16 protein-coding genes and 3 pseudogenes are annotated in these 16,836 nt (G+C 44.6%); 4 read left to right on the top strand and 15 right to left on the bottom strand.

Going from position 1 to position 16,836, the window contains the following annotated elements:
• Window positions 1-196: 196 nt before the first annotated feature.
• Window positions 197-1,939, bottom strand: a complete 1,743-nt coding sequence (locus N39L_RS24500) for a ShlB/FhaC/HecB family hemolysin secretion/activation protein (protein ID WP_006616909.1) — start codon at window positions 1,937-1,939, stop codon at window positions 197-199.
• 148 nt (window positions 1,940-2,087) lie between these two features.
• On the bottom strand, window positions 2,088-2,921 hold the full coding sequence (locus N39L_RS24495; RefSeq protein ID WP_006616910.1) for a DUF928 domain-containing protein: 834 nt from the start codon (window positions 2,919-2,921) through the stop codon (window positions 2,088-2,090).
• Between the two features lie 121 nt (window positions 2,922-3,042).
• On the opposite strand from N39L_RS24495, the gene N39L_RS24490 reads away from it, so the two are divergent.
• Window positions 3,043-4,734, top strand: a complete 1,692-nt coding sequence (locus N39L_RS24490; RefSeq protein ID WP_006616911.1) for a transglutaminase-like domain-containing protein — start codon at window positions 3,043-3,045, stop codon at window positions 4,732-4,734.
• Between the two features lie 17 nt (window positions 4,735-4,751).
• The gene (locus N39L_RS24485; protein WP_006616912.1) at window positions 4,752-4,889 is read left to right on the top strand and encodes a hypothetical protein; all 138 of its coding nucleotides are present in this window, start codon (window positions 4,752-4,754) and stop codon (window positions 4,887-4,889) included.
• 549 nt (window positions 4,890-5,438) lie between these two features.
• Here N39L_RS24485 and N39L_RS24480 read toward each other — a convergent pair.
• Window positions 5,439-5,675 (bottom strand): hypothetical protein, encoded by a 237-nt coding sequence (locus tag N39L_RS24480; RefSeq protein ID WP_014276649.1) that lies wholly within the window; start codon window positions 5,673-5,675, stop codon window positions 5,439-5,441.
• A 109-nt stretch (window positions 5,676-5,784) separates the two neighbouring features.
• Window positions 5,785-6,399, bottom strand: coding sequence for a retropepsin-like aspartic protease family protein (locus N39L_RS24475; RefSeq protein ID WP_006616914.1), 615 nt, complete (start codon window positions 6,397-6,399; stop codon window positions 5,785-5,787).
• 598 nt (window positions 6,400-6,997) lie between these two features.
• On the opposite strand from N39L_RS24475, the gene N39L_RS24470 reads away from it, so the two are divergent.
• Together N39L_RS24470 and N39L_RS24465 are read left to right on the top strand one after the other, a co-directional pair.
• Window positions 6,998-7,411, top strand: a complete 414-nt coding sequence (locus tag N39L_RS24470) for a DUF4278 domain-containing protein (protein WP_006616915.1) — start codon at window positions 6,998-7,000, stop codon at window positions 7,409-7,411.
• A gap of 453 nt (window positions 7,412-7,864) precedes the next feature.
• Window positions 7,865-8,029, top strand: coding sequence for an RRXRR domain-containing protein (locus tag N39L_RS24465; protein ID WP_014276648.1), 165 nt, complete (start codon window positions 7,865-7,867; stop codon window positions 8,027-8,029).
• On the opposite strand, the gene N39L_RS24460 is transcribed toward N39L_RS24465, so the two are convergent.
• The 11 genes and pseudogenes from N39L_RS24460 to N39L_RS24410 form a co-directional block, all read right to left on the bottom strand.
• A protein-coding gene (locus tag N39L_RS24460; RefSeq protein ID WP_286131461.1) for an IS630 family transposase occupies window positions 8,019-8,895 on the bottom strand; the annotation gives its coding sequence in 2 pieces (ribosomal slippage) (window positions 8,019-8,081 and window positions 8,083-8,895; 876 coding nt in all). The two genes, N39L_RS24465 and N39L_RS24460, sit on opposite strands and share 11 nt — an antisense overlap.
• A gap of 306 nt (window positions 8,896-9,201) precedes the next feature.
• Window positions 9,202-10,020, bottom strand: a pseudogene (locus N39L_RS24455) (HNH endonuclease); the annotation flags it as partial.
• A 770-nt stretch (window positions 10,021-10,790) separates the two neighbouring features.
• On the bottom strand, window positions 10,791-10,919 hold the full coding sequence (locus N39L_RS24450) for a lysine N(6)-hydroxylase/L-ornithine N(5)-oxygenase family protein (RefSeq protein ID WP_162097047.1): 129 nt from the start codon (window positions 10,917-10,919) through the stop codon (window positions 10,791-10,793).
• A gap of 104 nt (window positions 10,920-11,023) precedes the next feature.
• Window positions 11,024-12,232, bottom strand: a pseudogene (locus N39L_RS24445) (group II intron reverse transcriptase); the annotation flags it as partial.
• A 454-nt stretch (window positions 12,233-12,686) separates the two neighbouring features.
• Window positions 12,687-13,883, bottom strand: a complete 1,197-nt coding sequence (locus N39L_RS24440) for a group II intron reverse transcriptase (RefSeq protein ID WP_014276643.1) — start codon at window positions 13,881-13,883, stop codon at window positions 12,687-12,689.
• Window positions 13,873-14,103, bottom strand: coding sequence for a reverse transcriptase domain-containing protein (locus tag N39L_RS24435; protein WP_014275007.1), 231 nt, complete (start codon window positions 14,101-14,103; stop codon window positions 13,873-13,875). Before N39L_RS24435 ends, N39L_RS24440 begins: the two co-directional genes overlap by 11 nt.
• Window positions 14,063-14,285, bottom strand: a pseudogene (locus N39L_RS24430) (HNH endonuclease). The gene N39L_RS24435 and the pseudogene N39L_RS24430 overlap by 41 nt, the downstream one beginning before the upstream one ends.
• Before the next feature lie 21 nt (window positions 14,286-14,306).
• On the bottom strand, window positions 14,307-14,531 hold the full coding sequence (locus N39L_RS24425; protein ID WP_014274427.1) for a reverse transcriptase N-terminal domain-containing protein: 225 nt from the start codon (window positions 14,529-14,531) through the stop codon (window positions 14,307-14,309).
• A gap of 1,192 nt (window positions 14,532-15,723) precedes the next feature.
• Window positions 15,724-15,948 (bottom strand): reverse transcriptase domain-containing protein, encoded by a 225-nt coding sequence (locus N39L_RS24420; RefSeq protein WP_014276642.1) that lies wholly within the window; start codon window positions 15,946-15,948, stop codon window positions 15,724-15,726.
• Window positions 15,908-16,129, bottom strand: coding sequence for a hypothetical protein (locus N39L_RS24415; protein WP_014276641.1), 222 nt, complete (start codon window positions 16,127-16,129; stop codon window positions 15,908-15,910). Before N39L_RS24415 ends, N39L_RS24420 begins: the two co-directional genes overlap by 41 nt.
• A gap of 21 nt (window positions 16,130-16,150) precedes the next feature.
• Window positions 16,151-16,345, bottom strand: a complete 195-nt coding sequence (locus tag N39L_RS24410) for a reverse transcriptase N-terminal domain-containing protein (protein WP_014276640.1) — start codon at window positions 16,343-16,345, stop codon at window positions 16,151-16,153.
• Window positions 16,346-16,836: the final 491 nt, after the last annotated feature.

Genomic DNA, 16,836 nt, shown 5'->3' with positions numbered 1-16,836 from the left:
GCGTCAGACCCCTAAATCATCTATCTGGGAGGGGAAACGGATAAATAAGCTGACGCACCGAATAGACCCGTTGTAGGGTGCGTCAGACCCCTAAATCATCTATCTGGGAGGGGAAACGGATAAATAAGCTGACGCACCATTTTGTAAAAAGTTATTAATTTTTGGCGTTTGCGTGAGACGGCAGAATAACCTGCACCTAGTTAAGGGTATAAAGCACATTGAAGTAGATGCCATGATCCTGAAGATTGTTGTCACGATCGCGAAGTTGTATCAGTGGTAAACCATAATCTAAACGGATATTCAGATTAGGGATAGGTTCCCATAGTAACCCCAGACCACCTCCCACCAAAAATGTCTGAGTGGGTAAACGATTAGGGTTGTTGGGATGATTCCAGACCTTGCCCATATCGAGAAAAGGTGCTAACTGTAAAGTAGGTAAATTCAAGCGATCGCGTTTAAGGGTAATTCTGTCCTCAATAGAGAATCGAAAGCCATTATCCCCGGCGCGGACATTCTGACGGTAGCCACGCAAAGACTGAGCCCCACCGATAACAAACTGTTGAGAAGGAAATAGGGGGTCAGCAGCTAACTGTATATCTCCCTGGATAATCAAAAGGTGATTGTCACGCCATAGCTGTAGCCGTTGTATCTGTCCTAGCCAACTGACAAAATCGCTATTGGGCAAAAATTCGGTATTGGTAGCATTTAATATCCCCAAGCCCAAACTAAACTGCGATCGCAAAGCCCAAACTCCCAGGCGATCGCGTCTTATATAGTCTTGTCCCAACTTGAGAACCACCAGACGGGTCTTACCATCATCATCTGGACCAAAGCCAAAGCGCAACCCCTGATTATCCACCAAAGTTTGACTTTCCTGATAACTCAACCCCGCAGATAAAGCAAACTCTTCCGAGGGAGTCCTCCGCAAAGGCTGACGATAGCTAATTTCGTAAAGCTGAGAGTTTCCCTGAATATTCAGGTCTGCAAACTCTTCGGTAATCACCCGATTGCGATAAGGAGGAATCCGCAGTTGAATCGTACCATTCATGGCATTGATGGGGATAGAGTAGAGAAAATCGAAGATATCCGACTCCCCCTCAGTAATTAGGCGAGTAGTTTTATAGGAAACCAAGAGGAAATCACCCCTTCCCGTGAGGTTCATATGACTAAAATTAACCCCCAAACGTTGACTACCAATACTGGGGGGGGAATAGTTATCTAAGCTAAAACTAAGCTGTATGGGATTAGCTTCTGTGACTCGGACTACTAAAATACTCTGTCCTTCCTCGCCTCCTGGACGCAGACTAGCTTCTACAGACTCAAAGAGGGGATTAACCCGCAATAGTCGCAGTTGATTTTCGAGTTGTAGGGTATTTAGGGGAGTTTGCGCGCCCAAATTCACCCGACTGATAATGTAGTTGGGATTAAGGCGGCGGGTTCCTTCGACCTCGATTTTTTCTAAACTTCCCTCTATCACGAGAATTTGCACGACACCATCTGTGATAGTCTGTTGGGGAACTACAGCCCGGGAAGTCATATAACCCCGTCTGAGATAGATTTCTGTAATCTGATCGGCTATATTTTGCAGTTGGTTGAGGGTGATGGTCTGGTTTGATACGGTAGAGGCGATCGCATTAATTTCCTCAGTTGATAGAATACTACTGCCAATTATTTGAATTTGACTAATCGCTACGGGAGTATCATCACCGGGAATTGACGGGGAAGGTGGGGGTGGTGTTTCTATTTCTGGTTCGCCGTTGGGTGGTCTTTGGGGAGGTCGGGGGAGAGGTTGCAAAAAGCGATCGCGGTTAGGGTCACTTTGGGGGGGTAGGGGGAAACTTTGGGAAAGTCCTAAACAGTCTGCGGAATCACAATTAGGGGAAAATAAAGCCTGGGCTGGAACAAGGGGGTAAAATAGAATCAACCACAGGGTAGTCATTTGACAACCTATCAATGAAATATGTAAACTCATAGGGATTATGGAGGGCTTCAAGTTTAGCCCCAGCTAGTGGCACTACCAGCAGGTTAATTTCTCGCTGACTTGATTTACAGGCGGGTTTATGGGGATACTTTAAGTAATAACGAAGTTAATTGCGGAACTCCTCCCTACCCGGAACAAAGGGTTGTTCATACAAGCGCACCCGATTACTACCTACTTGCTCGAGATTTTCCGATCTCAATAATTCTAGCCAAGCCTGCTGGATTTGAATATCCCTTTGATGATCTGAAAGTAATTCGGAAAAGGCGGCGACCATATCGTACCACAGGGTCTTTTCTTTGTAGAATTCTAGGCGATCGCTTCCATTGAGTCCTTCCAATTTCTGAATCTGATCTGAGTCTAAGTCGATCCTTTTGATCCAACCATCCACGATTTGGTTCACCGATTGATTAACCGGATCACATAAAATTGTCAGGTACCAGTGATAATATTGATTCACTTCCAAACCCGGAAAGCCGTCGAGAGCCCCCAAATCTATGCCCACAATGCCAGGATTTTCCATATCCAGTTGAAATTGGGTGCTATAAATCACTATTTCTTCTGTTTCGGGAGACTCTGAATCTGGTAACTTAGTCACAAGTAACTCAATGGGGGTATCCCCACTAACTACCGGGAGATAAAAAAACAATTGGGGTTTCTCATGGGCGGTTAAACCCATGGTGGAAACGGGAATTAGACTGATGAGGCTTGCATAGTCAGCACATTGTGTCCCTCTGGTTCCTCCTCCTTCCCGTCTTCCGGGAACCCCCCGCTGGGGTGGGTCGAAGGCTATTAACCATGGAGATGGTTGATTTTGAATGATCACATCTCTGTTTGATGGGTAGGCTATAGCGGGTCGGACTAGGCTACCCCAGACAATGGTTTGGGTACACAGCGCACCCAACACAGTTGTCCATAAAATCACAGGGGTTGTCTTAACCATAGGATTCAACTCAAAAACTCGTTAACATACAGGTTATCAAGATAGCTAAATTGTATCCAATGTTTCCGTAATTGACTGTGAAAAATTGTTGTATTTGGAAAGTGGGAGTGTCAAAGTTAGCATGAATATCAATTTAACGAATGTTGGAACAACTAGCAATTATCGGCACAGAACTATCAGACCCATGGGGGTTTCCTCACTCTATGGTATCACTTTTGTGGGTAAAAGTTGTTTTGCGATCGATTCTTTGAGGGGGTTTTTGCTGAGGATAGACCCGGAAACTGATAATGCTACGGTGGTGAATCCTGATCAGACTTCTGAGTTTGCTGATGTGACGGGTTTGGCGGTTTGGTCCGAGGATTTATGGTTCACTCGCTATGATACGGTTTATGTTTGTCGAGGGGCTTTTGTCGGTGATAGTATCTCTCATATTAACCCAGAACCTTTGGTAACTCTCCCCTATAATCTTGATGGGATTGCGGTCTGGAACTCTACCCTTTATATTAGTTCTAAACAGGGGGGATGCATCTTTGTTTATAGTCTCACTAGCGGTCGGGAAATTACCCGGTTTTATTCTCCCGGAATTGGGGTCGAAAATTTGACGGTGCGAGATGAGGAATTGTGGGTATGTGATCGCCTTGAACAAACCGTTTATTGTCTCGAACGTGGTACCGGAGAAACTAAGTTTAATGTGTTAACTCCCTTTGAAAATCCCACCGGATTAGGGTTCTATACTCACCCAGAAACCGGGGAAGAAGTGCTATATGTCGCCTATGCGGGAGATGAATTATTTATCCGAGATGACCCGAACTCCTATGAACAATATCAACTAGCTAAACGCGATCGCACTTTTCTTCATCCCCTCTATTTTCACTACAATGAGTCCCAAAGATATGCTACATCTAACGGATATCTGATTGAGATGTCTTATGTAGAGGAAATCGAACCTTTAGAAGAGATTTACTTAGAAGATGTAGAATGGCGTATCGCCCTCCCCTCGGAAACTGACCGCCAAAAAGTCCGGGAAATTTCCTATATTGGTATACCCTTTACGGAGGAAATTGAAGCCGGAGAAAGGGTGGCAGTTTTTAAGTTTAAACCCCTCAACTCCACAGAAAGACAAATTTTTGGCTGGAAAGCATTATTAGAAGTTCGAGGAATTAAATATCAAATTCATCCCTTAGACGTGGAAAAAATCCCGCCATTAACTCAGGAATTTAAGGATAAATATCTAGTAGATAATGATAACCTCGCCATGGAATCATCCGTAGTCCGACAAGCGGCTGAGGAAGCCGTGGGGACAGAAACTAATATTCTGCGTAAATTATTGAATGTTCGGAATTATGTTTACGATCGCCTTGACTACAGCCTTACCGCTAAAATTGAAACCCCAGACGTGGTACTAGACCGGGGGATAGGGTCCTGCGGTGAGTATGTGGGGGTATTGCTGGCTTTGGGACGGCTAAATGAAATACCCTGTCGGACGGTGGGACGCTACAAATGTCCGGCTTTTGCTGATCGCCGGGGCGTTCCCCTAGAACCAGAGTATAATCATGTTTGGCTGGAGTTCTATATTCCTGGCTTTGGCTGGGTTCCTATGGAGTCTAACCCTGATGATACTGGTGGTAGTGGACCTTATCCTTTACGGTTTTTTATGGGCTTGGCTTGGTATCATATAGAAATAGGTAAGGGGCTGAAGTTTCAACGCCTGACTAACCAGGGGCTTCCTGTCGATAAGGAAAAAGTCTCTCTGGGGAATTTGGCGATTAACCATGTTCGGTTTACGATTTTGAATGAACTGCCAGCCATTTAGGGGAAGATACAGCACTCATGGAGTTTACTACGGTTAATATTCTGTTTCTCATGGCGATCGCTCTGTTGCTTCTGGTAACGAGTGGTGTCGCCTATTTGACTTTTGCTGATTGGCGCGATCGCCGCCGCCGAGAAAAGGAACGTCGCGGTCAATAACCCCATTTTTCTTGACCCTCCCCGGACTCCCCCCACAACTCTTTTAACTCCTCTGAGGGGTGGAAAGACTTAAAACTCCATCAGCATAAAAAAGTTATTTTGTCAAGGGGTGGCAAGTTCGAGCAGTGGACAAAGGCGAAAAACTCGTGATTCGTGAGATTAAAAACTTGACCAGAGAATATTTTTAACTGCCATAAAATAGGGGTTACAGCCAACTTTTTTGCGTGTAGACATAGTAAAGCCTTGGGTGCGATTTAGATGATGATAGCAGAACCCCTATAATCTCGTCAAGTGTTTACGAGAAATTATCAATAAAAATGTATTAATTCTTAACATACTTGGGAAAATTAAAACCATTTCCACGGAATGATTAGTAAAACTTAACTATTTTCCGTAATGTAAGGGGGGTGATAGTGGAGGTTTTTAAAAACGGAAATCTTACTAATAAAAACGCCCTAATTTAGCAGTAGGTAAGGAATGAAATAACCATTAAATCCCACGACGGCGCAATACCTCTGTGTTGACATAACTACTAGGAAAAGGAGACATTCAAAAAGCCACAGTCCCGGCGATATCTAATGGTTCACCAAAACGCCGGAAAGGAATTTCTGCGGTCATTTTATCGCCGACTTGCTCAGGGATTTTTTGAGTCATTTCGGTATAGCCGTCCTTGCAGTAATCATGGCTTACCTGTCGCTGGTCTCTCCCCCCCAGGGATTCTGATTTAGGGTGAGGGTAATGTTTAGCGAGATTTCCCGGATGTAACAGCCAGGACCTGAACCGCATCTAAAGATAGTCGATGTGTTCAACTAGGTTTAAATGGTGCGATCGCTCTTTATTACCCACTCAAAAATCTGTAGGTGTAGGTGGGGGGGTGGGAATGGCAGCTTAGGGATTATCCCCTCGTCCGAAACTCGATCACATCTTCTCTAATAGTCACATCATACTGACCAAAAAAGTCCTGCCCTAACAATCCTACTTCTAAAGCAGGTGCGATCGCCACTGTCAAATTACTAGCCATTGCGCCGCCAACTTCAATAGAGATAATTTCACCCAGGTCAAATTCAACATTTTGCTCGCTGGGGGTATTCGCCAAACCTCGCCCCGTCCGAACCACACCCAATACCTCCGCCATCAGCGGCGTGATCACAGTTCCACTAGCCCCCGTATCAATCATCATTGGAAACGGTTGGCTATCATTAAAAGTAGCCAATACGACTGGGATGCCTTGGTGTCGCCGAATAATGGGTGCTTGGTAAACTCCGGCGGCTGCACTGGGAAGGACAGCAGTACCACCGGGGGGGGTCACAACTTCGGGAAAATTACAAATTTGATTCAGATTAATCAACCGACCTGATCTTGTCCGAGCAAAACAGCCTGGTTGTTCTTGTGCTGTAGCCAACCCTTGGGGATAGAATGCGGCACTTACCACCAGTAAACCTACTGTAATAGGTATAGTCGGCACTAAACTAGGAAAATGGGATTTACCATTGATACTGTGGTTATTCATAATTCGACTTTCCTTGGAAATGAGCTTTAGTTATATCTCGTTTCTATAGGGTTTGATTGTCGCCTTTTATGGGGGTCTAAGATTAATCTCGATGGTACTTTGACATTCCCAGACCCATTTTGACCCGTCTACCACCATTATAGCTTTATGTTTGGGGACAAAGTTGATGTTTTCGTCAATTTTACAAAAATGTTCAGCCAAATTGCCGCCGGTGGTTGACAACTGCCAAGAACTAATGGTATCGTTTAATTTAAAAATTTCATAATTAAATTTTATTTAATTTTCAAATAACCGCAAATATTTCAATTATATCAAAGAATAGCACGGGTGAACCCCTAATGCAACCCACCCCCTCAAAAAATTTTTTGTAATATTTCTTAACTTTTGTAACAAAAATTTACATAATCGGGGCGGAATCAGGTTGTGTGGGGTAGCCGGGGGGAAGGTTCAGTGAGTGGCCTAGGTAGAATGGTTGCTGGGACTGTTATGGGAAAGATGTAAAGTTTTGTAAAATATTGGGGATCACCCGGAAAAAATGTAACAATGAATACAGAATAACCAAGTAGACTTTAAAAATTACCCTTTCGGAGAAACAGATATGAAACTAGCCTATCGCGGCGTTAACTATAACCATGAATTTCAACCAATGGATGTGGTAGAATCAGAGGTTTGTGGAAAATATAGGGGCCAAGATTGCCATTTCCATTACCCTCGCCATATTCCTGTCCCCCAACCCCACGGAAACCTGAAATATAGGGCTGTTTCCTACTCTGTGGGTGAACCTAGAGACCAAAACACTATGATGGTGGCTGTAGCGACAAGTGATGCTAAACCTGAGCCACCCCCGGCGACGAGTGGGGATACCTGTGCGATCGCTCCTGAAGAATTAGCTAAAGTACATTCGGCTAATTTGTGCCGTCTTCTGGAACGGAGACAGAAAGCAGCCCGGGAACGAGGCGACCAAAGATTGTTGAGTTTGTTAGAGGCAGAAGCTCAACACATAGCCTGCTAGATTTTACAGCATATTTGACGGAAAATCAATGTCTGGGGTGGTGTAGACAGCAATTCTCATTTTGACCCGCATCCTGTCCAAAATGCCCGATGATGCCCAATCTTGAACGAAAGAATGGGGCTTTCAAGGATCGCTCTTGAGATGATTCTCAATAAGCTGGGGCAAAATTTCCATAATGAGAATTGCTGGTGGTGTAGAAGTGTCTCTTGTATAAAATCCGGTAATTTCCGGCTCCTGCCGGAAATTACTCCTCAAAGGAGATGATCGATGCAGGTCCAGGATTAGACCTACGTTAAGGGGGTGATGACACCCACAGGTGAACGCCAGCCTGTGGCTCTGTCGTCTATCTTTAAGGAACGAGATGAGTGGATTGGCAATATCGAGTGAGCTAGACGTAAAAAGCCCCTTTAACATGACCGAGGCCAACATTACCCCATCTGGGAGATAGCTTAAATGCCAAATTACCAAAATTACGTTTTTGTGGTTGACACATTGGGGCAACCGTTAAGTCCCACTCATCCGGCCAGAGCCAGAAAGCTTTTGAAGCAGGGTGTGGCCGCAGTCTTTAGGACTTATCCATTTACAATTATAGCATTAGTCAGGGTGGTTAGGACATAGCTGGGAGAACGGAATCCATGGCATCATCGAGAGAATCAAACTGCTCACGTGCAATGGCGAATGCGGGCTTTCAACCACGACCAACATTTCTCTATCTTGTTGAGGTCTGGCGAATAAGGTGGTAGATAGAGCAAACGGCATTGAGCCGCCTCCACTAGCTCAGGAATCCGTCCCCCTTTATGAAACGTTGCATTGTCTAGCACTAGAGTCTGACCTGGCTTCAGTGTTGGAATTGAGATGAACTCCAACCACAACTCAAACACTGTCCGATTACAACAACCCTCAAAGCGATCGGGGGCTAAGAGTTGTTGATAACACCATGCGGCCATATAGCTCACCCTGCCCTGCCTCTTCCCGGATTTGAGGACAACGAAGCGTTGTCCTTGCTCACAGTAACCATAAGGATAATCCGAGTCTTGACTATTCATGCCAGCTTCATCGAGGTAAACCAACCCTTCCGGCTCCATATGTTCAATCTGAGCAATAAACGCCTCTCGCTGTTGCTCATCACCTTCTTGGTAGCCGTAAGTTTTTTTTCTGGTGAAGCCAATTTTCTTCAAGGCTCTGGATATGGTGCGAGGAGAGATGTCGTCATCCCAAAGTTGAGCCATTTGAGCGGAGGTTTTGTCGCCATGCTCTTGGGCAAAAGCCTGGAATTTGTGCCAGTCGGTAATTTGGTGGCTATGACCAGGTCGGTGATTAGGTTTAGGGAGGAAGTCTCCGGTCTGTGCTTTTCTTTGCAGCCAGAGATTGATAGTGTTCCGGCTGACATGGAAAACTTGACTGGCTTCTGTTTTGGGCATACCGTCTAGTTCAATTGCATCAATAACTTTTTGTCTGAGGTCGTAACTATAGGGGGCTGGCATTTTTGGTCTTCTTAGTCATCTCGTCCTCTCCATTATACGTCCTAACTATCCTGTCTGGTGCTATATTTGTTCGGTGTACTATGGGAGTTGTATATCACAAAACAAATAATTGTCAAGATTTATGCCACAATTGTTATGACCCTGTGTGATCCAATACTAGCAAGGACGGATACTGATAGTTATGTGGACTTAACCCTAGTTACTATTGAGGCATTGACAGATTTTTGGTAGTAGGGGTCGAGAGAGATGTCGCCATCTCCCCCTCCCATACAAAACCGTACTTGAGACTTTCACCTCATACGGCTCCTAATCTGACTGCTCCATTGTTAAGGATACAGCGTTGGCGTTGTCGAGTGCCGTCTTATCATCGCGGGTGTGGCGATGTAATAACTGAAGATTCTTGTATTCATCCTTTCCGCCTAGGCTTCGAGGTACAATGTGGTCTACTTCAACTAAATCCGATGGCGCGAAATACTGTCCACACCAGGTACACCTACCTTTTTGCTTTTTGAGTAGTTTTGCTACCCTATTTGGCGTTTCAATTGCCTGTCCTCGTCTGGTTGCCCAGTAAGTCCAATTTCCGTCGTATGGTGTTGCGTCAGGGCGTATCAGGGTGTGTCTGACAATCGGAGTCCAATTATGTTTCCATAGTTGGCATCCATCTTTAGTCTGGAACAACCAAGATTCATGTCTTTCTTTCCCATTGCTAAGTTTAATCGTTCCATGTCTGAAATAGTTTCTTAGCTTTTCGTGGTTTGCCTTTCCGCATCTTGATACTGTCCATGCCCGTAACATTTGCCAGATTAGATAATCTAGCTTAACAAAGGTCTCTGTTGAGACAACCCCTGAATAGTAGTTTGACCATCCCTTTATTATTGGGTTTAGTTTGCTTATCAGGGCTGATTGGGGTGCTGTTTTATGTTGTTTTATTACACCCTTAATCACTTCAGTATGGGCTTTAACTGCTTTATTGCTGGGTTTAATGTGAGTTTTGTGACCGATTAATCGGCTTGCTGCTCCACCAGTTTTTCCAGATTTATATTTTCCTACCGGATATTGCCTAAAGTTGAATCCTAGAAAATCAAACCCGGGTTCTTCAGTCTTGCCGTTATACTCAATGGGATTGGTGCGAAACGTTTAGGAGTGAAATAGGGCTGCAATGCCCGAAATAACCTCTTAGTAGGACTTTCACCCCTTGGTGAAATATAGGGAGACGCACTCTCATTCTTATCCCTAGACCATCCCATAACTGTTTATATGTCCCGACGCTTGGAGAAATCTAAGCAAGGCAGGGAACTCAGGGTCAAGACAGAACGTTAGAACGGAGGAAGTTGTGAGCCTCCTATTATAGCGCGAAGTTGAGAGTAACGGCGGTAGCCACCCCCAGTTTGAGGAATCATAACCCGTCAGATTGAAGCGGGGAACGGAAGGCGTGAAGTAGAACCTACTACCATATGCGACCACTGCCAACCATCCATGACTAAGGAAATCTGAATGTTCCGACTTGAACCACCGTAATGAGTAAGTAGCGAAATAGGTTGACACGCTGCGCTCAAAAGAGTAAGGGGAAAAGTAGGAGTCTCAACTCACTACCTACACAGACCTTTAAAGTGTACCCCGGTGGATAGGACAAGTCTAAAGATGGAATGCCCGTATAAACGGAACGTTTAAACCCCTTTTAGGCTCTCAAGTGGCAGGATGTACCTGCACAGTAGTGAAAAGTGTAAGCGTATACCTTTAAGGGGAAAGGATGTGACTGAAAGCCAATGCCTAACTGTAATGGTTAGGATATGCCCACTAGTCACGGTGTGGATATAGAAACCGCGACAAGTAAGAGTTTGATGACGAAAGCGAGTTTAAAGACTACGTGTTGTATTTAGCTCCCAAAGTTGAGGTTACAAAGCGGGGGGTTGTAGCCCTGTTCCTACTGACAATAGGGTATCTACATCAGGAGCCGTGTGCTGGGAAACTCGCAAGCACGGTTTGGAATTGGAGTTGGGGAAGGTGACTTCTCTTTCGACCATAACAGTGTGTGGCAAATTCGGGTCTTTAGTAGGGGTCGAGAGTGAAGTCGCCTTCACCCCCTCCCATACAAAACCGTGCTTGAGACTTTCACCTCACACGGCTCCTAGTCTGATTGTTCCATTGTTAAGGATACAGCTTTGGCGTTATCGAGTGCCGTTTTATCATCGCGGGTGTGGCGGTGTAATAGTTGTAAGTTTTTGAATTCATCCTTTCCGCCGTGGCTTCGAGGTACAATGTGGTCTACTTAAACTAAATCCGATGGTGCGAAATACTGTCCACACCAGGTACACCTACCTTTTTGCTTTTTGAGTAGTTTTGCTACTCTATTTGGCGTGTCGATTGCTTGTCCTTTCCTGGTTGCCCAATAAGTCCAATTTCCGTCGTATGGTGTTGCGTTAGGGCGTATTAGGGTATGTCTGACAATCGGAGTGTAACTATGTTTCCATAGTTGTAATCCATCTTTGGTTTGGAATAACCAAGATTCATGCCTTTCTTTCCCATTGCTAAGTCTGACCGTTCCATATCTGAAATAGTTTCTTAGCTTTTTGTAATTTGCCTTTCTGCATCTTGAAACTGTCCATGCCCGTAACATTAGCCAAACTATGTAATCTAGTTTAACGAAGGTCTCTGATGAGACTACTGCTGAGTAGTAGTTTGACCATCCCCTTATTATTGGGTTTAGTCTACTTATCAGGGCTGACTCGGGTGTTGTTTTATGTTGTTCAATTACACCTTTAATCACTTCTGTATGGGCTTTGACTGCTTTATTGCTGGGTTTGATGTAAGTTTTGAACCCTAATGGTTTCCCATGTGGATTTTTCCCAGTTTTATATTTTCCTACAGGATATTGCCTGATATTGAAACCTAAGAAATCAAATCCGGGTTCCTCTGCTTTGCCGTTATACTCAATGGGTTTGAGTGTATGGCAGATTCGAGTCTTTTCAGGTTTAATCTCTAATCCAACAGGTTTTAACCATTCGGAAATAGCAGTTTTGCACTGTTCAATGATTCCTAAGTCTTTGGATATGACTACAAAATCATCGGCGTATCGTATTACCGTGGCAAATGGTTTGTTGTTGGTATTATTGGGATACATTTTTTCTATTAACCTAACCATCCCCAACAGTGCGATGTTGGCGAGTATTGGACTTATTACTCCTCCTTGGGGTGTTCCTGTTTCTGTATCCTCGAATACGCCGTTATCTAGCACACCCGCTTTGAGCCATTGTCGCAGGTCTCTTTTCAGGTTGCTTGGGCAATTAATTTTGGACAGTAGGTAATCATGGTTTATTCGGTCAAAACATTTTGCTATGTGTTAGGGGTCGAGAATGGAGTCACCACCATCCCCTCCCATTCAGAACCATACGTGAAAGTTTCCCTTCATACGGCTCCTGGTGTGGATACCCTGTTTTGTCAAAGGAGCAGAATCAACAGACCTGCTTTTTACTTCGATGTTCAGAGCTATATGCAGCACGTAGTCTTTAAACTCGTCCTCGCCATTATACTCTTACTGACCGCAGTATCTATATCCACACCGTGACAATTGGGCATATCCCCACCATGACAATTGGGCTTTAGCTTCTGGTCACATCCTTAGCCCTCTAAGCATGCGCTTACATTTTTCACTACTGCCTTGTGAATTGCATTACTCACTTGTTTATGGGCAGAGCATTAGAGGGGTTAATTAGGGGTCGAGATAAACCTCACGGTCTACCCCTCCCATTCAGCAGCAGAACCGTACATGAGACTTTCACCTCATACGGCTCCTAGTTTGACCGTCTCTTTGTTAAGAGTACAGCAACATCTCTTTCATCAAGAGCTGTTTTATCATCGTGACAATGGCGATGTAATAATTGAAGATTCTTGTATTCATCCTTTCCGCCTTGGCTTCTAGGTACAATGTGGTCTACTTCAATTAAATCTGATGGGGTAAAGAATTGCCCGCACCAGGTACATCTACCTTTTGGTTTTTTGAGTAGTTTTGCAACTCTATTTGGCGTATCGATTGCTTGTCCTTTCCTGGTTGCCCAGTAGGTCCAATTTCCGTCATAAAGTGTTGCGTCAGGGCGTATTAAGGTATGTCTGACAATTGGAGTCCAGTTGTGTTTGTATAGATGTAACCCATCTTTGGTTTGGAACGACCAAGTTTCATGTCTTTCTTTCCCATTGCTAAGTTTAACTGTTCCATTTCTGAAGTAATTCCTTAGCTTTTCTTGGCTTACCTTTCCGCATCTTGATACTGTCCATGCCCTTAACATTTGCCATATTGTCTTATCTAGCTTATTGAAGGTCTCTGTTGAGACTACCACTGAGTAATAGTTTGCCCATCCTCTTATAATTGGGTTTAGTTTACTTATCAGGGCTGATTGAGGTGCTGTTTTATATTGTTTGATTACACCTTTTATCACTTCTGTGTGGGCAACAACTGCTTTTTGGCTGGGTTTTATGTGGGTTTTATGTCCGATTAATCGACTCTTATATCCCCCTGTTTTTCCAGACTTGTATTTTCCTACTGGGTATTGCCTGATATTGAATCCGAGAAAATCAAACCCAGGTTCTTCTGTTTTGCCATTATACTCAATAGGTTTGAGTGTGTGACCAATTCGAGTCTTTTCGGGTTTAATCTCTAATCCTACAGGGTTTAACCATTCGGTGATAGCAATTTTGCACTGTTCAATGATTCCTAGGTCTTTGGATATGACTACAAAATCATCGGCGTATCGTATTACCGTGGCAAAAGGTTTGTAGTTGGTATTCTTAGGATACATTTTTTCTATTAACCTAACCATCCCCAACAGTGCGATGTTGGCGAGTATTGGACTTATTGCCCCTCCCTGGGGTGTCCCTGCTTCTGTATCCTCAAATACACCGTTATCTAGCACGCCTGCTTTGAGCCATTGTTTCAGGTCTCTTTTTAGGCAGCTTGGACAATGAATTTTGGACAGTAGATAATCATGGTTCACGGTAAGAGCATTTCGCTATATCTGCATCAAGTACATAGTATTGTCCTTGATTTATGGCAGTGTAAATTCTACCAATTGCGTCCTGGGCTGACCGTCCGGGACGGAACCCATAGCTAGTGCCTTCAAATCTTGACTCCCATTCGGGCTCAAGTGCCGACTTAACCAAGGCTTGCCTGGCTCTATCTTGGATTGTGGGAATTCCTATTCCAGCTTTTTTCATCCCTACCAGGTTTTGGAATCCACACCCTTCGCAGTGGTTTTGCTTTGAGGTTTCCTTTGATTTTCTCGGTCATTTCTAGCCTTTGTTTAGGGGATATTGCTATCACACCATCTACTCCAACCGTCTTTTTGCCTTGACCCGCTTGGGGGGGCGGGTTTATTAAGCTGACTGTTGGGAAGCATGGCTGACCGTGGAACCCGCCCCTACAGTCGCACTGCTAAGAGTCTGGCATAATATGATTTCACCAATAGACGTTGCCACCTTCTTACCTTTGCGTCCTGTCCCGATTTAGCTGCTTGAAATATACTCTTTTGGAGCTTGAAAACTTTCCGTTGAACCTTAGTCCACGGGATGGTCTTCCATGCGTTGTTCGTAGTCTTGATTGGTTTTGATTTCCCAAATCCTTTCTTTAAACTCGCTATCGCCATTTGTACACCTACTTGACTCTATTTCTTTACAATCAAACCGTGACCCGTTAGCATATCCCTACCATTACAGTCGGGCATTGGCTTCTGGTCACATCTCACCCCCTAATGGGCTTGCGCTTACACTTTCACTACTGACTCTCTCTACCAGATTGTCAGAGCCCAAGAGGGGTTAAAACGTTCCGTTTATATGGGCATTCCATCTTTAGATTTGTCCTTTCCACCGGGGTACTTTTAAAGGTCTGTGTAGTTATGACATTGAAGTTCCTACTTTTCCCCTTGCTCTTTTGAGCGCAGCGTATCAACCTGTTTCGCTGCCCAATCATTACGATGGTTCAAGCCGGACATTCGGTTTCCCTAATCATGGATGGTTGGCAGTGGTCTCGATTCTGGTGTTGGGTTACACCTTGGAGCCTTCCGTTCCCCGCTTCAATCCTGGGGTTGTGATTCCCAAAACTGGGGGTGGCTATCGCCGTTACCCTGACTCTCTAACTTCTACTTATCTATTTGTAGAATTTGTATAAGTAATTTGTATGAGTTAGTTGGTTTTGACCTTGGGTTCCCTGCCTTGATTTGTATCGTGGGATACTAATCGTTGGGACATATAAACAGTTATGAGGATGGTCAGGAGAGATCTCCTTATATTCAACCAAGGGGTTTAAGTCCCCACCAGGCGGTTATTTCAGGTATTTCAACCTTATTTTATGCCTGAACGTCTCGCACCAACGTTCCGTTTATACGGGCATTCCATCTTTAGATTTGTCCTTTCCACCGGGGTACTTTAAAGGTCTGTGTAGGTAGTATGACGGAAACACCTACTCTTCCCCTTGCTCTTTTGAACGCAGCGTATCAACCTATTTCGCTGCTCGTGCTTTACGATGGTTCAAGTCGGACATTCGGTCTTCCTAATCATAGATGGTTGGCAGTGGTCGCGTCTTGGTAGTAGGTTCTACCTCACGCCTTCCGTTCCCCGCTTCTATCCTGGAGTTATGATTTCCAAAACTGGGGGTGGCTATCGCCGTTACTCTCTACTCCCTGATTTCTCAGTTCGTTTATGACCTTGAGTTCCCTGCCTTGCTTAGTTACCTAAGCGTCGGGACATATAATCAGTTATGAGGATGCTCAGGAGAGGTCTCCTTATATCCAGATTCGGAGCTGGAATCCTCACCGGGCAGTTATTTCGGGCATTTCAGCCCTATTTCATACCCGAACGTCTCGCACCTGCATCCAGTACATAATATTCACCCTTGTTGATACTTAGGTAAATTCGTGCTATTGCGTCGTGGGCTGACCGTCCGGGACGGAACCCATAGCTTGTGCCTTCAAATCTCGATTCCCATTCAGGTTCGAGAGCCGATTTAACCAAGGCTTGCCTCGCTCTATCTTGGATTGTAGGAATGCCTATTCCAGCTTTTTTCATCCCTTCCAGGTTTTGGTATCCATACTCTCCTAAGTGCTTTTGCTTTAAGGCTTCCCTTAATATTCTCAACAAGTTCCAACCTTTGTCTTGGGGAGATTACTCTCATTCCATCGATTCCAGCCGTTTTCTTGCCTTGACCCGCTTGGGGGGCGGGTTTATTAAGCTGACTGTTGGGAAGCATGGCTGACCGTGGAACCCGCCCCTACAGCCGCACTGCTAAGAGTCTGGCATAATATGATTTCACCAGTAGACGTTGCCACCTTCTTGCCTTTGCGTCCTGTCCCGATTTAGCTGCTTGAAATATCCTCTTTTGGAGCTTGAAAACTTTTCTCTGGACTTTCGCCCATGGAATATGTTTCCATACAAACGCACGTCTTGATTGGTCTTGATTTCTCAAATCCTTTCTTTAAACTCGCTTTCGTCATAGTAACTCCTACTAGACTCTATTCTTTACAATCAAACCGTGACCCGTCTGCATATCCTTATCATTACAATAAGGCGTTGGCTTTTGGTCACATCTCACCCCCTCAAAGGCATTCGCTTACATTTGTCACTTCTAACTATCTCGACCAGATTGTTAGAGCCTTAGAGGGATTACAACGTTCCGTTTATATGGGCATTCCATCTTTAGATTTGTCCTATCCACCGGGGTACTTTTAAAGGTCTGTGTAGGTGCAACATGAAATACCCTACTTTTTCCCTTGTTCTTTTGAACGCAGCGTATCAACCTGTTTCGCTGCTTAATAATGACGATGGTTCAAGCCGGACATTCGGTTTCCCTAATCATGGATGGTTGGCAGTGGTCGCATCTGGTAGTAGGTTATACTTCACGCCTTCCGTTCCCCGCTTCAATCCTGGGGTTATGATTCCCAAAACTGGGGGTGGCTA

Source organism: Limnospira platensis NIES-39, assembly GCF_026000695.1.
GTDB classification, from domain to species: Bacteria; Cyanobacteriota; Cyanobacteriia; order Cyanobacteriales; family Microcoleaceae; genus Limnospira; species Limnospira platensis.
The sequence above is the reverse complement of the archived record's forward strand: the minus strand, read 5'-3'. Positions and strand labels throughout refer to the sequence as shown.